Origin of the sequence: Streptomyces enissocaesilis (genome assembly GCF_039533765.1) — a bacterium.
GTDB classification, from domain to species: Bacteria; Actinomycetota; Actinomycetes; order Streptomycetales; family Streptomycetaceae; genus Streptomyces; species Streptomyces enissocaesilis.
Genome location: NZ_BAAAUD010000038.1, coordinates 1 through 15,876 on the forward strand (window position 1 = coordinate 1; position 15,876 = coordinate 15,876).

Here is a 15,876-nt window from a genome sequence, read left to right on the forward strand (position 1 = left end):
CTGCCGCCCGAGGCCCCCCCGCACGCGCCCCCGGCGGCCGACGCCGGCGCTGCACGGCGCGGAGCCGTGGGTGCCGTCGGCCTGCCCCCCGGGCCCGGCGCGCCCCCGCCCGCCCAGTTCGCGGCGCCCCGGCACTGGGGGGCGCCGGAGGCACCGGCCGGGACCACCACCCGGCTGAGGCCCGTCCGTACCCGCCGCCCCGCCCGCGTCGTGGCCGCCGTGGCCTGCCTCGTACTCGGGCTCGGGCTCATCGGCGGTGCCGTCACCGGGAGTTGGCTCACCGGCGGCGCGGACGCCGAGGACGGCACCCCCTCCGGGTACGCCGAGGCGCGGGACCTCTGGCACAGCACGCCCGTCGACACGCTCTTCCCGCGCACCCTCGACGGCAACGGCGCGGGCCCCGGCGGCGCCGACCGCGTCTGGACGCGCGTCGCCGTCGCCCCCGACAGCGGCTGCGCGAAAGCCCTCGACCCGCTGCTGCTCAGGGCCATCCAGCCGGTCGGCTGCCTGCGCCTCCTGCGCGCCACCTACACCGACGCCACCACCAGCAGCGTCACCACCGTCGGCATGGTCTTCACCGAGGCCGACGCACCGGCCATGAAGGCCCTGCGCGCCCGCTTCACCCACGAGGGCCTCGCCGACCGCACCGACCTGATGCCCCGCACCTACCCGGCCGAGGGGACCGTCGCCGAGGGATTCGGCGACCGGCAGCGGGCGAGCTGGACGGTGAGCGTGCTCACCGACGTCCCCGCCGTCGTGTACGCCGTGTCCGGCTTCGCCGACGGCCGCACCGTGCCCGACCCGCAGCCCGCCCGCCGGGCCGTCGCGAGCGGCGCGACGACCGCCCCCGCCCAGGCGGGCCTGGGCCACGAGGCGAAGGGTGTCGCCGACCGCGTCGAACGCCGCCTCCGCAAGACCGCACGACCGGCCCCGGAGACCCCCCGATGACGCAACCGACCCGACCGACCCGACCGGCTCAGCAGAACCGCCTGCCCCGCACAGCCCGCCGCGCCGTCGCCGCCGCCCTCGCGGCCACCGCCCTCGCCCTGCTGCCCCCCGCCCCCGCCCGCGCCGACACCATCCGGGCCCAGCAGTGGGCGCTCGACGCGATGCACACCGACCGGGCCTGGCGTACGACCAAGGGCAAGGGCGTCACCGTCGCCGTACTGGACACCGGAGTGGACGGCAGCCACCCCGACCTCGAAGGCCGGGTGCTGGAGGGCAAGGACCTCATAGGGTTCGGCGCCCGCGAGGGCGACCGCGCCTGGGCCCGCCACGGCACCGCCATGGCCGGGATCATCGCCGGCCACGGAAACGGCCCCGGCCGCGCCGACGGCGTGGTCGGCATCGCACCCGAGGCCAAGATCCTCCCGGTCCGCGTGATCCTCGAAGGCGCCGACCCCGCCCGCAAGAGGTCCCGGTCCACCCGTGGCCACGCCCTCGCCGAGGGCATCCGCTGGGCGGCCGACCACGGCGCCGACGTCATCAACCTCTCCCTCGGCGACGACAGCAAGTCCGCCCACCCCGAAGCCGCCGAGGACGCCGCCGTCCAGTACGCCCTCGCCAAGGGCGCCGTCGTCGTCGCCTCCGCCGGCAACAGCGGCGAGGAGGGCGACCACATCTCGTACCCCGCCGCCTATCCCGGCGTGATCGCGGTGGCCGCCGTCGACAGCGCCGGCACGCACGCCTCCTTCTCCACCCGCCGCTGGTACGCGACCGTCAGCGCCCCCGGCGTCGACGTGATCATCGCCGACCCCGACCGCCGCTACTACGAGGGCTGGGGCACCAGCGCCGCCTCCGCCTTCGTCTCCGGCGCGGCCGCCCTCGTCCGCTCCGCGTACCCGCAGCTGACCCCCGCCCAGGTCAAGAAACTCCTCGCCGACACCGCCCGGGACGCGCCCGAGGGCGGCCGCGACGACGCCCGCGGCCACGGCTTCGTCGATCCGGCCGCCGCGCTCGAGGCCGCCGGCGAGCTGCGCCCCGCGGACCTCCGCCCGACCTCCGCCCCGTACGGCGAGAAGTTCTTCGGCTCGGGCCCCGACCCGGAGCCCGAGGACGACGGACCGGCCGGCCGGCTCGCCCCCGTCGCCGCCGGCGCAGGTGTGCTGCTGCTGGCCGCGGCGGTCGTCCTGTGGCGCACCGGCCGCGTCACGGGTGCCCACCGGCTCTCCTGAGGCGCCCGCCGGTCCTCCCGACGGCCGCTCCGACGGCCGCCCGCGCCACCGCCTCCACCACCGCGATCCCCGCCTCCTTGGTGGTGTGCCCCTCCGACAGCACGGCGACCAGCACACCCCGCCCGTCCACCTCCACCCGCCCGATGCTGTGCACGGCCCACAGCCCGGTGGCGTCCCGCGGCATCCACCCGTTCTTGAGCGCGGCGCCGGAACCGGCCGCGGACACCCCCCAGTCCTGCCCGGCGACGACCTGCCCCATCAAGGCCCCGATGTACGTACGGGACTCCTCGTCCAGCACACCGGGCCCGGCCCCGAACACCGCCCGCAGCAGCGCCACCTGATCCCTCGCGGTGGTCCGCGTGCGCCCCCACGCCCGGTCCGCCGCCGTCCGGGTGAGCCCGAGGCGCGCCTGCGCCGCGTCCAGCCCCGCCGCACCGCCGATCACCGTCCACAGCGCCGACGCGGCGTCATTGTCACTGCGCCGGATCATGGCCTCGGCGTACCGCCGCTCCTCCCGGCCCAGAGCCCGCCCCTCGTCCCGCGCCCGGAGCAGCAGCGCCGCGAGGATGCCCACCTTGACGACGCTCGCGGCGGGGAAGCGGCCCTCCCCGTACGCGGCGCACCACCCGCTCCCCGGTCCGGACACGGCGAAGGACACCTCCATGGCAGGAGCGGTGCCCGCGGGCCCCGTGGGAAAACCCCGCGAGCCGGCGGCTAGGCTCGGGGCGTGGCGCTCAAGAACATTCCGGACCCCGGTTTCTCCGAAGACGACGGCACCGCCGACCCGCGGCTGACCGCGGCGCTCGCCGCCTGGGCCGAGGACCCGGCGGCGGAGCCACGGGTGCTCGAAGCGCTGGCCGGCGCCCGCCTCCTGGTTCCCGTCGTCGCCGTACTCGGCGAGGTGGAGACGGACGAGAACGGCCTGCGCCGCGAGAAGACCAGCGACATGGCCGTGCCGACCCTCCAGGCCGGCGAGCGCCGCGCCCTGCCCGCCTTCACCTCCACCGAGGCCCTGGCCCGCTGGAACCCCGAGGCGCGCCCCGTCGCCGTACCCCTGGGCCAGGCGCTCCAGGCCCTCGCCCACGAGCGGGCCGACACGCTGGTCCTCGACCTGGCCGGTCCCGTCCCGTACCAGCTCACCGGATCCGCGCTGCTCGCCGCCGCCGAGGGCCGCAGCAGCGCGGCGCCGCTCGACGACCCGGCCGTCACCGAGGCGGTACGCGCCGCGGTGGCCGCGGAGCCCGCCGTACTGCGCGCGCACCTCGGCCCGGGCAGCGCGGACGGCACCCTGGCCCTGGTCATCGGCCCCGGCGCCGAACCGGCCGCGGCGGCCCGCCGCGTCGCCGGAGCGCTGGCCGCCGACGAGACGCTGAGGGCCCGCCTGGTGCGCGGCCTCGACCTGGCCCTGCTGCCGCCCGGCGCGACCCCGCCGGGCGAGCCCCTCTTCACGCGCTGAGGCCGTACGCGCCGAGGCCCCGGCCCCCACGAGCGGGGGACCGGGGCCTCGGCGTTCCTCTCCGCCGGTGTCCGGGGGTCAGCCGTAGACCGGGCCGGTGTACTTCTCGCCGGGCCCCTGGCCGACCTCGTCCGGCACGGACGACGCCTCGCGGAAGGCCAGCTGCAGGGACTTCAGCCCGTCCCGCAGCGGCGCCGCGTGGAAGGAGCTGATCTCGGTCGCGCTCGCGTCCAGCAGACCGGCCAGCGCGTGCACCAGCTTGCGGGCCTCGTCGAGGTCCTTGTGGGCGTCACCGTCCTCGGTGAGGCCGAGCTTCACGGCGGCGGCGCTCATCAGGTTGACCGCCACCGTCACGATCACCTCGACTGCCGGGACTTCCGCGATGTCGCGCGTCATGGCGTCGAAGTCGGGGGATTCACTGGGGGAGGTCGCGTCACTCATGACGCACACGATATGCCCCGGTCGGCAGCGCCCCGGCTCCGGTCCGACCGAGGTCGCCCGTTCCGCGGAGAGCTGCTAACCTTGTGTAATGACCGGCCGGACACTTGTGTGCCCGGCCCACAAGTGGAGGCTCCGATCTCCCACCCGACTGTCCTCGCGGACTGCGGGTCACCGGTCAGGCGGCCCCCATCGTTCCGTACGGACGATGGAGCCGCTCGATGCGCCCCGTGGTGGTAGATGCACGGTGGTGTTCCGGTATTTCCAGGAGCCCCACCTGTGTTCCCGTCCGGGGCATTTTTCATGGCTCCCTTCGGTTGGTCTCACGAAACAGACGTTGCGCGGCTGTCTGCCAGACAGTCGTGTGGTGCTACTGAGGAGGATCCATCAGCGCTGAGCCCCGCATTAACGACCGGATTCGCGTTCCCGAGGTGCGACTCGTCGGACCCAGCGGTGAGCAGGTCGGCATTGTGCCTCTTGCGAAGGCCCTGGAGCTTGCGCAGGAGTACGACCTCGACCTGGTCGAGGTCGCGGCGACCGCCCGTCCGCCCGTGTGCAAGCTCATGGACTACGGGAAGTTCAAGTACGAGTCGGCCATGAAGGCCCGTGAGGCGCGCAAGAACCAGGCGCACACGGTCATCAAGGAAATGAAGCTCCGGCCGAAGATCGACCCGCACGACTATGACACCAAGAAGGGTCATGTCGTCCGGTTCCTCAAGCAGGGCGACAAGGTCAAGATCACGATCATGTTCCGTGGTCGTGAGCAGTCCCGCCCCGAACTTGGTTTCCGACTGCTTCAGCGTCTGGCTTCGGACGTCGAGGACCTTGGCTTCATTGAGTCGAGCCCCAAGCAGGACGGCCGAAACATGATCATGGTTCTCGGCCCGCACAAGAAGAAGACCGAGGCCATGGCCGAGGCTCGCGAGGCCCAGGCGGCCCGCAAGGCCGAACGCCAGGGCAACGCCACCGACGAGGCCGAGCAGGCCGAGCCGGTGGACGAGGTCCAGCCCGAAACCCCTTCCGAAGCGTGATTCACGGGGCTGCCATCCAGGCGGCCCCGGCTTCCGCCCGGAAATCCACACCAACGATCTGACGCTCCCGCCGTCCGGCCCACACGCCGGGGGAGCGCCACTGACGAGGAGAGAACGGCGCCATGCCGAAGAACAAGACGCACAGCGGTGCCAGCAAGCGCTTCAAGCTCACCGGCTCCGGCAAGGTCATGCGCGAGAAGGCCGGCAAGCGCCACCTCCTGGAGCACAAGTCCTCCAAGAAGACCCGCTCGCTGACCGGCGCTGTCGTGGTGTCCCCGGCGGACGCCCCGAAGATCAAGAAGCTTCTCGGCAAGTGATGTCGCGGCTCCGGGCGACCGGAGCGCGACGTCAGGGCGACCGAGACCAATTCGTTTCCGGGCCGTGTGAGTTCACCCGCGGCCCCGCTACAAGGAGTTAACAAGTGGCACGCGTCAAGCGGGCAGTCAACGCCCACAAGAAGCGCCGGGCAATCCTCGAGGCGGCCAAGGGCTACCGCGGTCAGCGCTCGCGCCTGTACCGCAAGGCCAAGGAGCAGGTCACCCACTCCCTGGTCTACAACTACAACGACCGCAAGAAGCGCAAGGGCGACTTCCGTCAGCTGTGGATCCAGCGCATCAACGCCGCTGCCCGCCAGAACGGCATGACGTACAACCGCCTCATCCAGGGTCTGAAGGCCGCCAACATCGAGGTGGACCGCAAGATCCTGGCCGAGCTCGCGGTCAACGACGCCAACGCGTTCGCCGCGCTCGTCGAGGTCGCCCAGAAGGCGCTCCCGAGCGACGTCAACGCCCCGAAGACCGCCGCCTGATCTCAGGCAGCACCTCTTCGTCCCCGGACCCGCAGGCGTTCGCCGCCTGCGGGTCCGGCGCGTTGTACCCCACGTGCACGACCCCTTTCGTACGTGCAGACGCGTACGCAGAGACACGCAGAGAAGTGAGCCGCCGACCATGGGCACCCCCGAGCTGATCTCCCCGCGATCCCCGCGCGTCGCCGCCGCCAAGCGGCTGGCCAGGCGGAGCTTCCGCGGCAAGGAGCGCCGGTTCATCGCCGAGGGGCCGCAGGCCGTGCGCGAGGCCGTCGAGCACCGCGGCGACAGCGGCGAGGCGACCCTGGTCGAGCTCTTCGCCACCGTCGAGGCCGCCGGGCGGTACGTCGGCATCGTCGACGCGGCCCGCGCCGCCGGCGCCCGCGTGCACCTGGCCCCCGACGAGGTGCTCGCCGAGGTCTCGCAGACCGTCACCCCGCAGGGCATCGTCGGCGTCTGCCGCTTCCTGGACTCGCCCTTCGAGGAGATCCTCGCGGCGAAGCCCCGGCTGGTCGCCGTCCTGGCACACGTCCGCGACCCCGGGAACGCCGGTACGGTACTGCGCTGCGCGGACGCCGCCGGCGCCGACGCGGTCGTCCTCACCGACGCCTCCGTCGACCTCTACAACCCCAAGTCCGTGCGCGCCTCGGTCGGCTCGCTCTTCCACCTGCCGGTCGCCGTCGGCGTCCCCGTCGAGCAGGCCGTCAGCGGGCTGAAGAGCGCGGGCGTACGCATCCTGGCGGCCGACGGCGCCGGCGACGACGACCTCGACGACGAACTCGACGCGGGCACCATGGGCGGGCCCTCCGCCTGGGTCTTCGGCAACGAGGCGTGGGGCCTGCCGGAGGAGACCCGCGCGCTCGCGGACGCCGTGGTGCGCGTCCCCATCCACGGCAGGGCCGAGAGCCTCAACCTCGCCACGGCCGCCGCCGTGTGCCTCTACGCCTCCGCCCGTGCGCAGCGTGCTTCCGGAGGGTGCCGCAGCGTCACCTCCAGCTAGTAGGGTGACGGGTTCGGGGCCCTCCCCCAAGCTCTCGGCTCCTCCTCCGGACTCCCGGCTTCGCCCGGACGGGGAGGGCCCCCTGAGCGGGGAGGTACCCCCTCCGCCATTCGGAAGAGGTGGGATACGGGGATGGCTGTCCGCACGAGCGGTCCGTCGAAGGCGAGCGGTTCCTTGCCGAGTCCGTCCGCGGGAACGGGCGGTCACGGGATCGATCCCGACGACCTCCCCGACGGCCTCGCCGTCGCCGACGAGAGCGGCCGCGTCATCTGCTTCAACGCCGCCGCGTCGCGGATCACCGCCATCCCGAAGGACGCTGCGCTCGGCAGGCCCCTGGAGACCGCGCTGCCCCTCGAAGACCTCGAAGGCCGCCGCTGGTGGAGCCTGACCGATCCGTACGGCGGACTCGCCATCCGGGCCGGGCAGCCCGAGCGCAACCTGCTGCTGCCCGGTGGCCGCGAGGTCCTCGTCTCCGCCCGGTACGTACGCCACGAACCCACCGGACCCGTCCGGCGGGTCGTCGTCTGCCTGCGCGGTACGGAGGCCAGGCGCCGCACCGAGCGCAGCCACGCGGAGCTGATCGCCACCGTCGCCCACGAGCTGCGCTCCCCGCTGACCTCGGTCAAGGGGTTCACGGCGACGCTGCTCGCCAAATGGGAACGCTTCACCGACGACCAGAAGAAGCTGATGCTGGAGACCGTCGACGCCGACGCGAGCCGGATCACCCGGCTGATCGCCGAGCTGCTCGACATCTCCCGCATCGACTCCGGACGCCTTGAGGTCCGCAGGCAGCCCGTGGACGTCCCGACGGCGGTCGGCCGTCACGTCCAGGCGCACATCTCCAACGGCCAGCCGCCGGACCGCTTCCTCGTCCGTGTCCAGCAGCCGCTGCCCGATCTCTGGGCGGACCCGGACAAGATCGACCAGGTGCTGGGCAACCTGCTGGAAAATGCCGTGCGGCACGGGGCGGGAACGGTCACCATCGAGGTGGGGACAGCCCTGACGAAGACCGGAGACAATCCAGCGAAGGGAACAGCCGTGACCGTGAGCGACGAAGGCGCCGGCATTCCCGAGGAGTCGCTGGGCCGCGTCTTCACCCGTTTCTGGCGGGGCAGCAAGCGCGGTGGCACCGGTCTCGGTCTGTACATCGTCAAGGGCATCGTCGAGGCGCACGGCGGTTCGATCACCGTCGGCCGCGGCCCCGGCGGCGGCGCCGAGTTCCGATTTATCCTGCCCGTCGGCGCCCCGGCCTACCTGAAATAAGCAAGTTTGCGAAGGAATCGGGTAGGGCGGTGGCGGGCGACGGGCGGGCCTGAGCAGCCCACGGGCTTCTTCGCCCCTCACGGCCTTTAGACTCGACCTTCGGCACCTTTGCGTCCTCAGTCGTCGAGCGGGGGCCACGCCACCAGCCAATCGGAAGTACGGGAAGAGATGTCCGCACCCAATAAGTCGTACGACCCTGTTGAGGTCGAGGCGCTGAAACCGGAAGAGATCGAGCGCATGCGGGACGAGGCGCTCGCCGCCTTCGACGCCGCGGCGGATCTCGACGCGCTCGCCCACGCGAAGACCGCGCACACCGGCCCCGCCTCGCCGCTCTCGCTCGCCAACCGTGAGATCGGCGCGCTGCCGCCGGCCGCCAAGGCCGAGGCCGGCAAGCGCGTCGGCATGGCCCGCGGCGCCGTGAACAAGGCCCTCGCCGCCCGCCTCGCCATTCTGGAGACGGAGCGCGACGAGCGCGTGCTGGTCGAGGAGGCGGTGGACGTCACGCTGCCGTACGACCTCGTCCCGGCCGGCGCCCGGCACCCGCTGACCACGCTGATGGAGCGTGTCGCCGACGTCTTCGTGGCCATGGGCTACGAGGTCGCCGAGGGCCCCGAGGTCGAGGCGGAGTGGTTCAATTTCGACGCCCTCAACTTCGTGCCCGACCACCCGGCGCGCCAGATGCAGGACACCTTCTTCGTCCAGGGCGCAGACGCCGCGTCCCACAGCGGCTCCGCCGCGGGCAAGAGCGACGAGTCCGGTGTCGTGCTGCGCACGCACACCTCCCCGGTCCAGGCCCGCGCGCTGCTCGACCGTGAGCCGCCCGTGTACGTCGTCTGCCCCGGCCGCGTCTACCGCACCGACGAGCTCGACGCCACGCACACCCCGGTCTTCCACCAGATCGAGCTGCTCGCCGTCGACGAGGGCCTCACCATGGCCGACCTCAAGGGCACCCTCGACCACATGGTCCAGGCGCTCTTCGGCGAGGGCATGAAGACCCGGCTGCGCCCGAACTACTTCCCGTTCACCGAGCCGTCCGCCGAGATGGACATGGTCTGCTACGTCTGCCGCGGCGAGTCCGTCGGCGACCCGGACCGTCCCTGCCGCACCTGCGGCAGCGAGGGCTGGATCGAGCTGGGCGGCTGCGGCATGGTCAACCCGAAGGTGCTCACCGCCTGCGGCGTCGACCCCGCGAAGTACAGCGGCTTCGCCTTCGGGTTCGGCATCGAGCGGATGCTCATGTTCCGCCACAACGTTGAAGACATGCGAGACATGGTCGAGGGTGACGTCCGGTTCACTCGGCCCTTCGGGATGGAGATCTGATGCGGGTCCCGCTTTCCTGGCTGCGGGAGTACGTCGATCTCCCCGCCACCGAGACCGGCCGTGACGTACAGGCCAAGCTCGTGTCCGCGGGCCTGGAGGTCGAGAGGGTCGAGCGGCTCGGCGCCGGCCTCAAGGGCCCCCTGGTCGTCGGCAAGGTCCTCACCATCGAGGAACTGACCGAGTTCAAGAAGCCGATCCGCTTCTGCACCGTCGACGTCGGCACGGCCAACGGCACCGGCGAGCCGCAGGAGATCGTCTGCGGCGCCCGCAACTTCGCCGTCGGCGACAAGGTCGTCGTGGTCCTGCCCGGCGCCGTCCTGCCCGGCGACTTCGCGATCGCCGCCCGCAAGACGTACGGCAGGACCTCGCACGGCATGATCTGCTCCGGCGACGAGCTGGGCATGGGCGACGACGGCAGCAACGGAATCATCGTGCTGCCGCCCGAGTACGAGCCGGGCACCGACGCCATCGAGCTGCTCGAACTCGTCGACGAGGTCCTCGACATCGCCGTCACGCCCGACCGCGGCTACTGCCTGTCGATGCGCGGCGTCGCCCGCGAGGTCGCCACCGCGTACGGGCTGCCGCTGCGCGACCCGGCGCTGCTCGACGTGCCGGCCCCCAACTCCTACGGCTACCTCGTGAAGGTCGACGACCCGCGGGGCTGCGACCGCTTCACCGCCCGTACGGTCGTCGGCCTCCAGCCCGAGGCCCGCTCCCCGATCTGGCTGCGGCGCCGACTGCAGAAGGCCGGGATGCGCCCGATCTCGCTCGCGGTCGACGTCACCAACTACGTGATGCTGGAGCTCGGCCAGCCGCTGCACGCCTACGACCGGTCCCGCATCGACGGGCCGATCGGGGTGCGCCGCGCCGAGCAGGGCGAGAAGTTCACGACGCTCGACGGCACGAAGCGGGTCCTCGACGCCGAGGACCTGGTGATCACCGACAACCGCGGCCCCATCGGCCTCGCGGGTGTCATGGGCGGCGCCAACACCGAGATCGCCGACTCCGAGACCGACCCCGAGACCGGCGCCGTCACGGGCACCACCGAGGTCGTCATCGAGGCCGCGCACTTCGACGCGCTCTCCGTCGCCCGTACCGCGCGGCGGCACAAGCTGTCCTCCGAGGCGTCCCGGCGCTTCGAGCGGGGCACCGACCCCGAGGCCGCCTCCGCCGCCGCGCAGCGGACCGTCGACCTCCTCGTGCTGCTCGCGGGCGGCACCGCCGAGGCCGGCGTCACCGAGGTCGTCGCGCCCTCCGCGCCCCGCACGATCCCGATGCCCGCGAACCACCCCGACCGGGTGGCGGGCGTCGACTACGGCCGCGAGACCGTCGTACGCCGCCTCCAGGAGGTCGGCTGCGACGTGTACGGGCAGGACGAACTGGTCGTGACCGTGCCGTCCTGGCGCCCCGACCTGGCCTTCCCGAACGACCTGGCCGAAGAGGTCATCCGGCTGGAGGGTTACGAGAACCTCCCGTCGACCCTGCCGACGCCGCCCTCGGGCCGCGGGCTCACGGGCCGGCAGCGGCTGCACCGCCGCATCGGCCGGGCACTGGCCGGCGCGGGCTACGTCGAGGCGCTGAACTACCCGTTCATCGGCGGAGCCGTGCTGGACCAGCTGGGCCTGGACGCCGACGACGCCCGCCGCCGTACGGTCGAGCTGGTCAACCCGCTCTCCGACGAGGAGCCGGCGCTGCGCACCACGCTGCTGCCCGGCCTCCTCGGCGCGCTGCGCCGCAACGACGGCCGCGGCTCGCACGACCTGGCGCTCTTCGAGACCGGTCTCGTCTTCCGGCCGACCGGGGAGGAGCACAGGGCCGCGCGGTTGCCCGTCGACCGCCGGCCGACCGACGAGGAGATCTCCGGTCTCAACGCCACGCTGCCGCGTCAGCCGCACCGCGCCGCCGTCGTCCTCGCGGGCGCCCGCGAGCAGGCCGGCTGGTGGGGCAAGGGCCGCCCGGGCACCTGGGCGGACGCCGTCGAGGCCGCCCGTACGCTCGCCCGCGAGGCCGGCGCCGAGCTGACCGTGCGCGCCGACCAGCACGCGCCGTGGCACCCCGGCCGCTGCGCCGCGCTGTACGTCACGGTCAACGGCGAGGAGGTCCTCGCCGGGCACGCCGGTGAGCTGCACCCGCGCGTCATCAAGGCGCTCCACCTCCCGGAGCGCACCTGCGCGATGGAGATCGAGACCGACGTACTGGAGCGGGCCGGCGCCGGAGTCCTCCGGGCGCCCCGGATCTCCGCCTTCCCGGTGGCGACCCAGGACGTCGCACTGGTCGTCTCCGACGGTGTGCCCTCGGCGGACGTCGAGGCCGCGCTGCGCGAAGGCGCCGGTGAACTCCTCGAATCGCTGCGGTTGTTCGACGTGTTCACGGGTGAGCAGCTCGGCGCGGGCAGGAAGTCGCTCGCCTACGCGCTGCGTTTCCGCGCCGCCGACCGCACGCTGACCGTCGAGGAGGCCACGGCCGCCCGCGACGCCGCCGTCGCACTCGCCGGCGAGCGCACGGGCGCGGTGCTGCGCGGGGCGTAACACCCGGTGAAGCAGTGCTGAGGGGCGTATCCGAGGTCACGGGTACGCCCCTCACTCATTTGGGTGAGAAGTACGGGCAGGGTGCGCAAACCGGTACGGCCGGTCGGCACAATCATTCCGGCTGCGAGGGCCACGCGTCGTACGTCGTACAGGGCCAGGGCCTAGGGGGCCGTCGGGATGATCCGTACCAAGACCTGGCGGGGCGCGTGCGCGGGTGTGCTCTCCGTGCGGCGCGTCCTCGTCTTCGGACTTCCCGCCGTCTGGCTCGTCGCCGCGACTGCCTGGGAGCTGGCCTGCCCGTTCGGCTCGCACGGAGGGATGGCGCCCCGCTTCGTGACGTGCGCCGCCTTCCTGGCGCTGGTCGCCTACCTGCTGACGGGCATGAGGCTCGGCCCGGTCCGGGAGCTGCGCCGGGTCCGCGAGGTCGCGCGCGCCGCCCAGCAGGTGCTGCTGCGCCCGCTGCCGCCCCGGCTCGACGGGCTCGCCGTCGCCGCGGGCCAGCTCTCCGCGAGCCGTGGCGCGACGGTCGGCGGCGATCTGTACGAGGCGGTGGCCACCCCCCGGGGCGTGCGGGTCGTCATCGGTGACGTACGGGGCCACGGGCTGGCCGCGATCGGGGCGGTCGCCGCACTGCTCGGCAGCTTCCGGGAGGCGGCGCACGACGAGGCCGACCTCGCGGGCGTCATGCGCAAGCTGGAGCGGGCGCTGCAACGGCACCTGCGGGAGCGGTCGCGGTCCGAGCACCCGTCGGTGAGCAGCACCGACCCGGACAGTCCGCTGGCCGAGGAGTTCGTCACCGTGCTCCTGCTGGAGATCCACGAGGACGGCGAGGTACTGGCGCTCAACTGCGGCCACCCGTGGCCCTACCGGCTGCGCGAGTCCGCCGAACCGCTCGCGGGCGGAGACCCGCTGCCGCCGCTCGGCCCGTTCCCGCTGCCCGACGGCCTGTCCGCACACCGCTGTACGCGCCTGCTCCCCGGCGACGCGCTGGTCCTGCACACCGACGGCGCCGAGGACGCCCGCGACGGCGACGGGAGGTTCTTCTGCCTGCGGACGGCGCTCACCGAGGCCGCCGCTGCGGGCCCGCCGGTCCCGCCCGCCGCACTGGTGCGGCGCGTGCACACGGCGCTGCTGCGGCACACGGGCGGGCGGCTCACCGACGACGTGGCCCTGCTCGTCCTGCGCAACGACCGCAGGCAGTCGCCGGCGCCCCCCGGGGATCAGGAGCCCCGCCGCTCGCACGCGCGTTCCGCCCACCGCTGACCGGCCGACGCCCCGGATCCCGGAGTCCGCTCCGTCCGCCGTGCCGTGGAGTGTCGGGCAGACCGGCAGGACGGACGGAGCGGGGTCGGGCCGCCGCGCTGTAACGAGGGGGGAGCCGGCGGCCCGGTCGCCTCCTGGAGAGGCGTGTGAAGTCAAGCGGTCGCAGGGTGCGCGCGGGAGAGCACGTGGGGCACGAACGCGGGCATTCGGTTCACACCCCGTGTGAACGCGGCTCCACTACGCTGGACCATTGCCCCCGTACCGAGCCACCGGAGAGGCCATGCAGCCCAATACCCTGCTCGACGCCCTGCTCGACGAGGCGGGCATCTCCAACGCGGGGCTCGCCGCCCATGTGAACCAGGCGGGCAGCGCGAGAGGTCTGGCGCTGAGATACGAACACACCGCCGTGGCGCGGTGGTTGAAGGGCCAGCGCCCGCGCGGCCAGGTGCCCGACCTGATCTGTGAGGTCCTCGCGGCCCGGCTGCACCGGCCGATAACGCTGGACGACATCGGGTTCGGCTCGCCGGGCGAAACGGGCATGCCGCACGGTTCCCCGCTGACGGGCTTCGTGGAGCGCGCCACCGCGCTGTGGCGCTCCGACGAACAGCAGCGGCCCCACGTCCTCGGCGCGCCCGCCGTGACCGGGACACCGGCCGTGATGCCCGTGTGGGAGTGGGAGAACCCGCCGGAGGACGCGGACGTCTCGCGCGACGGGCAGACGCGCGTCAGCGTCGCCGACATACAGATGCTGCGCGCGGCCCGGGCGCACTACGAGCTGATGTACCGCAAGGCGGGCGGCATCGCGACGCGGGCGCGGGTCGTCGGCTTCCTCAACGCCGAGACCGCCCCCCTGCTGCGCGGCAGTTACTCCAACGCCATGGGGCGCCAGCTGCACCGGGCGACGGGCGGCCTGGTGGCGGTGGCCGGCATCTGCGCGTACGACTCGGACGCCCAGGGGCTCGCCCAGCGCTACTTCCACCAGGCCCTGCGGCTCGCCAAGGCCAGCGGGGACCGGGGGCTCGGCGCGTACATCATCGCGCTGCTCGTCAACCAGTCTCTGTTCATGGCCGAGTACCGGCAGGCGGTGGCCTTCGCGGAGGCGGCGCTGCGCACGGCGGGCACGCAGATCACCCCGGCGCTGGCCGCCGATCTGCACGCGATGCAGGCCAAGGCGTACGCCCATCTCGGCGACGGCAAGGGCGCCCTGTCCTGCATCCGGCGCGCGGAGAGCGAGGCCGAGTGCATCAGACCGGGCAGCGAACCGGACGAGACGGGGTACGTCCAGCCGGGCCTGGTGAACGTCCAGGTGGCCGAGGCCCTGCTCAGCCTGGGTGATCTGCCCGCCGCACGGGAGCACGCGACGGCGGCGGTCGGCTCCCCCGCGACACACGACCGGGGGCGGGTGCACCGGCTCGCCATGCTCACCCACATCGAGCTGCGCCAGGGCAGGGCGGACCGGGCCGTGGAGATCGCGACGGAGATGGCCGAACGGGCGCGGGGAATGGAGTCGCAGCGGCTGCGCGACCGGTTGCGGGCGGTGCGCGAGCACCTGGTGGGAAGCGGATGCGCGGGCGCCGACGAGGCGGCCGAACTGATCGACGGGGCTCTGCGCGTTCCGCTGTGACCGTGCTCCTGCTGCGATGTTGTCACCTACTTGTCGAAAGGTGGCACAACAGTGCAGTGGACGAACTTAAGCGAACAGAACGTCTACAAGAACCGCTGGTTCCGGGTCAACCTCGCGGATGTCGAACTCCCCGACGGCCGGCACCTCGACCACTTCGTCATACGGCTGCGCCCGGTGGCCGTGGCGACGGTGGTCAACGAGGCCAACGAGGTGCTGATGCTCTGGAGGCACCGCTTCATCACCGACAGCTGGGGCTGGGAGCTCGCGGCCGGAGTCGTCGAGGACGGCGAGGACATCGAGGCCGCCGCGGCGCGTGAGATGGAGGAGGAGACCGGCTGGCGGCCCGGGCCGCTGCGCCCCCTCCTCACCGTCGAGCCGTCCAACGGCCTCACCGACGCCCGGCACCACCTCTACTGGGCCGAGGAGGCGACGTACACCGGTCACCCCGAGGACGACTTCGAGTCCTCACGGCGCGAGTGGGTCCCGCTCAAACTGGTTCCCGGCATGGTGGCCCGCGGTGAGGTCCCGGCCGCCAACATGGCGGCCGGGCTGCTGATGCTCCACCACCTGCGCCTGGGCTAGCGCCCTGGCCGGTGCCCGGGCCGGAACCGCCGGCCCGGGCTCCATGACCGGCGGCTCTAACGGCCGACGGCCTGCCAGACGGTCACCGCGAGCGCTCCGGCCGCGGTGAGCGCCGAGACGGTGGGCAGCGGCCAGCGGTTGTGCTCCAGGGCCGTCACCCGCGCGGCCAGGTCGGCCAGGTCACTGCCGGCCTGGTCGCCCCGGTGGGCCAGCAGCGCCAGATGTCCGTCGATCCTGGTGAGCCCCACGTCGAGGCAGCGACGTAACTCGGCGTACTCCTCTGCGACCAGAGTCTGGTCGGGGTCGATACTCACGGTCCGCTCCTTCTTCCGACGGGGCCGTCCGACGACCCCGTGCATGTGACACAGAGCCAACTCGCCCTGTGCCCATGG

General features: G+C 73.1%; 16 protein-coding genes. 13 read left to right on the forward strand and 3 right to left on the reverse strand.

The window, feature by feature from the left end; translation table 11 throughout:
- Positions 1 to 66 precede the first annotated feature (66 nt).
- Together ABD374_RS17855 and mycP are read left to right on the forward strand one after the other, a co-directional pair.
- The gene (locus ABD374_RS17855; RefSeq protein WP_344496543.1) at positions 67 to 948 is read left to right on the forward strand and encodes a hypothetical protein; all 882 of its coding nucleotides are present in this window, start codon (positions 67 to 69) and stop codon (positions 946 to 948) included.
- Positions 945 to 2,174, forward strand: coding sequence for a type VII secretion-associated serine protease mycosin (gene mycP, locus ABD374_RS17860; protein WP_344496349.1), 1,230 nt, complete (start codon positions 945 to 947; stop codon positions 2,172 to 2,174). Before ABD374_RS17855 ends, mycP begins: the two co-directional genes overlap by 4 nt.
- Here the strand turns inward: mycP and ABD374_RS17865 are convergent.
- On the reverse strand, positions 2,149 to 2,820 hold the full coding sequence (locus ABD374_RS17865) for a serine hydrolase (RefSeq protein WP_344496351.1): 672 nt from the start codon (positions 2,818 to 2,820) through the stop codon (positions 2,149 to 2,151). The genes mycP and ABD374_RS17865 overlap by 26 nt on opposite strands.
- An 81-nt stretch (positions 2,821 to 2,901) precedes the next feature.
- On the opposite strand from ABD374_RS17865, the gene ABD374_RS17870 reads away from it, so the two are divergent.
- Positions 2,902 to 3,630, forward strand: a complete 729-nt coding sequence (locus ABD374_RS17870; RefSeq protein WP_344496353.1) for an SseB family protein — start codon at positions 2,902 to 2,904, stop codon at positions 3,628 to 3,630.
- 78 nt (positions 3,631 to 3,708) lie between these two features.
- Here ABD374_RS17870 and ABD374_RS17875 read toward each other — a convergent pair whose 3' ends face one another.
- Positions 3,709 to 4,071 (reverse strand): DUF1844 domain-containing protein, encoded by a 363-nt coding sequence (locus ABD374_RS17875; RefSeq protein WP_344496355.1) that lies wholly within the window; start codon positions 4,069 to 4,071, stop codon positions 3,709 to 3,711.
- Between the two features lie 383 nt (positions 4,072 to 4,454).
- Here ABD374_RS17875 and infC point away from each other — a divergent pair, with 383 nt between their 5' ends.
- The 10 genes from infC to ABD374_RS17925 all read left to right on the forward strand — a co-directional run bounded on the left by infC (position 4,455) and on the right by ABD374_RS17925 (position 15,484).
- Positions 4,455 to 5,099: a translation initiation factor IF-3 gene (gene infC, locus ABD374_RS17880; protein WP_344496545.1), complete on the forward strand. Its 645-nt coding sequence runs from the start codon at positions 4,455 to 4,457 to the stop codon at positions 5,097 to 5,099.
- 122 nt (positions 5,100 to 5,221) lie between these two features.
- Positions 5,222 to 5,416 (forward strand): 50S ribosomal protein L35, encoded by a 195-nt coding sequence (gene rpmI / locus ABD374_RS17885; protein WP_344496357.1) that lies wholly within the window; start codon positions 5,222 to 5,224, stop codon positions 5,414 to 5,416.
- A 104-nt stretch (positions 5,417 to 5,520) separates the two neighbouring features.
- Entirely contained in the window at positions 5,521 to 5,907 is a 387-nt protein-coding gene (gene rplT / locus ABD374_RS17890) for a 50S ribosomal protein L20 (RefSeq protein ID WP_028815427.1), read from the forward strand.
- Positions 5,908 to 6,046: 139 nt separating this feature from the next.
- Positions 6,047 to 6,904, forward strand: a complete 858-nt coding sequence (locus ABD374_RS17895; protein ID WP_344496360.1) for a TrmH family RNA methyltransferase — start codon at positions 6,047 to 6,049, stop codon at positions 6,902 to 6,904.
- 132 nt (positions 6,905 to 7,036) lie between these two features.
- Entirely contained in the window at positions 7,037 to 8,167 is a 1,131-nt protein-coding gene (locus ABD374_RS17900; RefSeq protein ID WP_344496362.1) for a sensor histidine kinase, read from the forward strand.
- Positions 8,168 to 8,335: 168 nt separating this feature from the next.
- Complete coding sequence (gene pheS, locus ABD374_RS17905; RefSeq protein WP_344496364.1) at positions 8,336 to 9,487, forward strand: phenylalanine--tRNA ligase subunit alpha; 1,152 nt, start codon at positions 8,336 to 8,338, stop codon at positions 9,485 to 9,487.
- Positions 9,487 to 12,015 carry a phenylalanine--tRNA ligase subunit beta gene (gene pheT / locus ABD374_RS17910; RefSeq protein ID WP_344496366.1) on the forward strand — a complete coding sequence of 843 codons (2,529 nt, stop codon included), beginning with the start codon at positions 9,487 to 9,489 and terminating at the stop codon, positions 12,013 to 12,015. Before pheS ends, pheT begins: the two co-directional genes overlap by 1 nt.
- A gap of 177 nt (positions 12,016 to 12,192) precedes the next feature.
- Positions 12,193 to 13,278, forward strand: coding sequence for a PP2C family protein-serine/threonine phosphatase (locus ABD374_RS17915; protein ID WP_344496368.1), 1,086 nt, complete (start codon positions 12,193 to 12,195; stop codon positions 13,276 to 13,278).
- 280 nt (positions 13,279 to 13,558) lie between these two features.
- Positions 13,559 to 14,902, forward strand: a complete 1,344-nt coding sequence (locus ABD374_RS17920) for a tetratricopeptide repeat protein (RefSeq protein ID WP_344496370.1) — start codon at positions 13,559 to 13,561, stop codon at positions 14,900 to 14,902.
- 51 nt (positions 14,903 to 14,953) lie between these two features.
- Positions 14,954 to 15,484: an NUDIX hydrolase gene (locus ABD374_RS17925; RefSeq protein ID WP_344496372.1), complete on the forward strand. Its 531-nt coding sequence runs from the start codon at positions 14,954 to 14,956 to the stop codon at positions 15,482 to 15,484.
- A gap of 56 nt (positions 15,485 to 15,540) precedes the next feature.
- Here the strand turns inward: ABD374_RS17925 and ABD374_RS17930 are convergent, their stop codons facing one another.
- Positions 15,541 to 15,798 carry a hypothetical protein gene (locus ABD374_RS17930; RefSeq protein ID WP_344496374.1) on the reverse strand — a complete coding sequence of 86 codons (258 nt, stop codon included), beginning with the start codon at positions 15,796 to 15,798 and terminating at the stop codon, positions 15,541 to 15,543.
- Positions 15,799 to 15,876: the final 78 nt, after the last annotated feature.

Bases quoted from the DNA above. Each gene is read 5' to 3' on its own strand.
- ABD374_RS17915 (WP_344496368.1), top strand. From the start codon at position 12,193: ATGATCCGTACCAAGACCTGGCGGGGCGCGTGCGCGGGTGTGCTCTCC.
- ABD374_RS17875 (WP_344496355.1), bottom strand. From the start codon at position 4,071: ATGAGTGACGCGACCTCCCCCAGTGAATCCCCCGACTTCGACGCCATG.
- pheS (WP_344496364.1), top strand. From the start codon at position 8,336: ATGTCCGCACCCAATAAGTCGTACGACCCTGTTGAGGTCGAGGCGCTG.
- mycP (WP_344496349.1), top strand. From the start codon at position 945: ATGACGCAACCGACCCGACCGACCCGACCGGCTCAGCAGAACCGCCTG.
- ABD374_RS17895 (WP_344496360.1), top strand. From the start codon at position 6,047: ATGGGCACCCCCGAGCTGATCTCCCCGCGATCCCCGCGCGTCGCCGCC.
- rpmI (WP_344496357.1), top strand. From the start codon at position 5,222: ATGCCGAAGAACAAGACGCACAGCGGTGCCAGCAAGCGCTTCAAGCTC.
- ABD374_RS17920 (WP_344496370.1), top strand. From the start codon at position 13,559: ATGCAGCCCAATACCCTGCTCGACGCCCTGCTCGACGAGGCGGGCATC.
- ABD374_RS17900 (WP_344496362.1), top strand. From the start codon at position 7,037: ATGGCTGTCCGCACGAGCGGTCCGTCGAAGGCGAGCGGTTCCTTGCCG.
- pheT (WP_344496366.1), top strand. From the start codon at position 9,487: ATGCGGGTCCCGCTTTCCTGGCTGCGGGAGTACGTCGATCTCCCCGCC.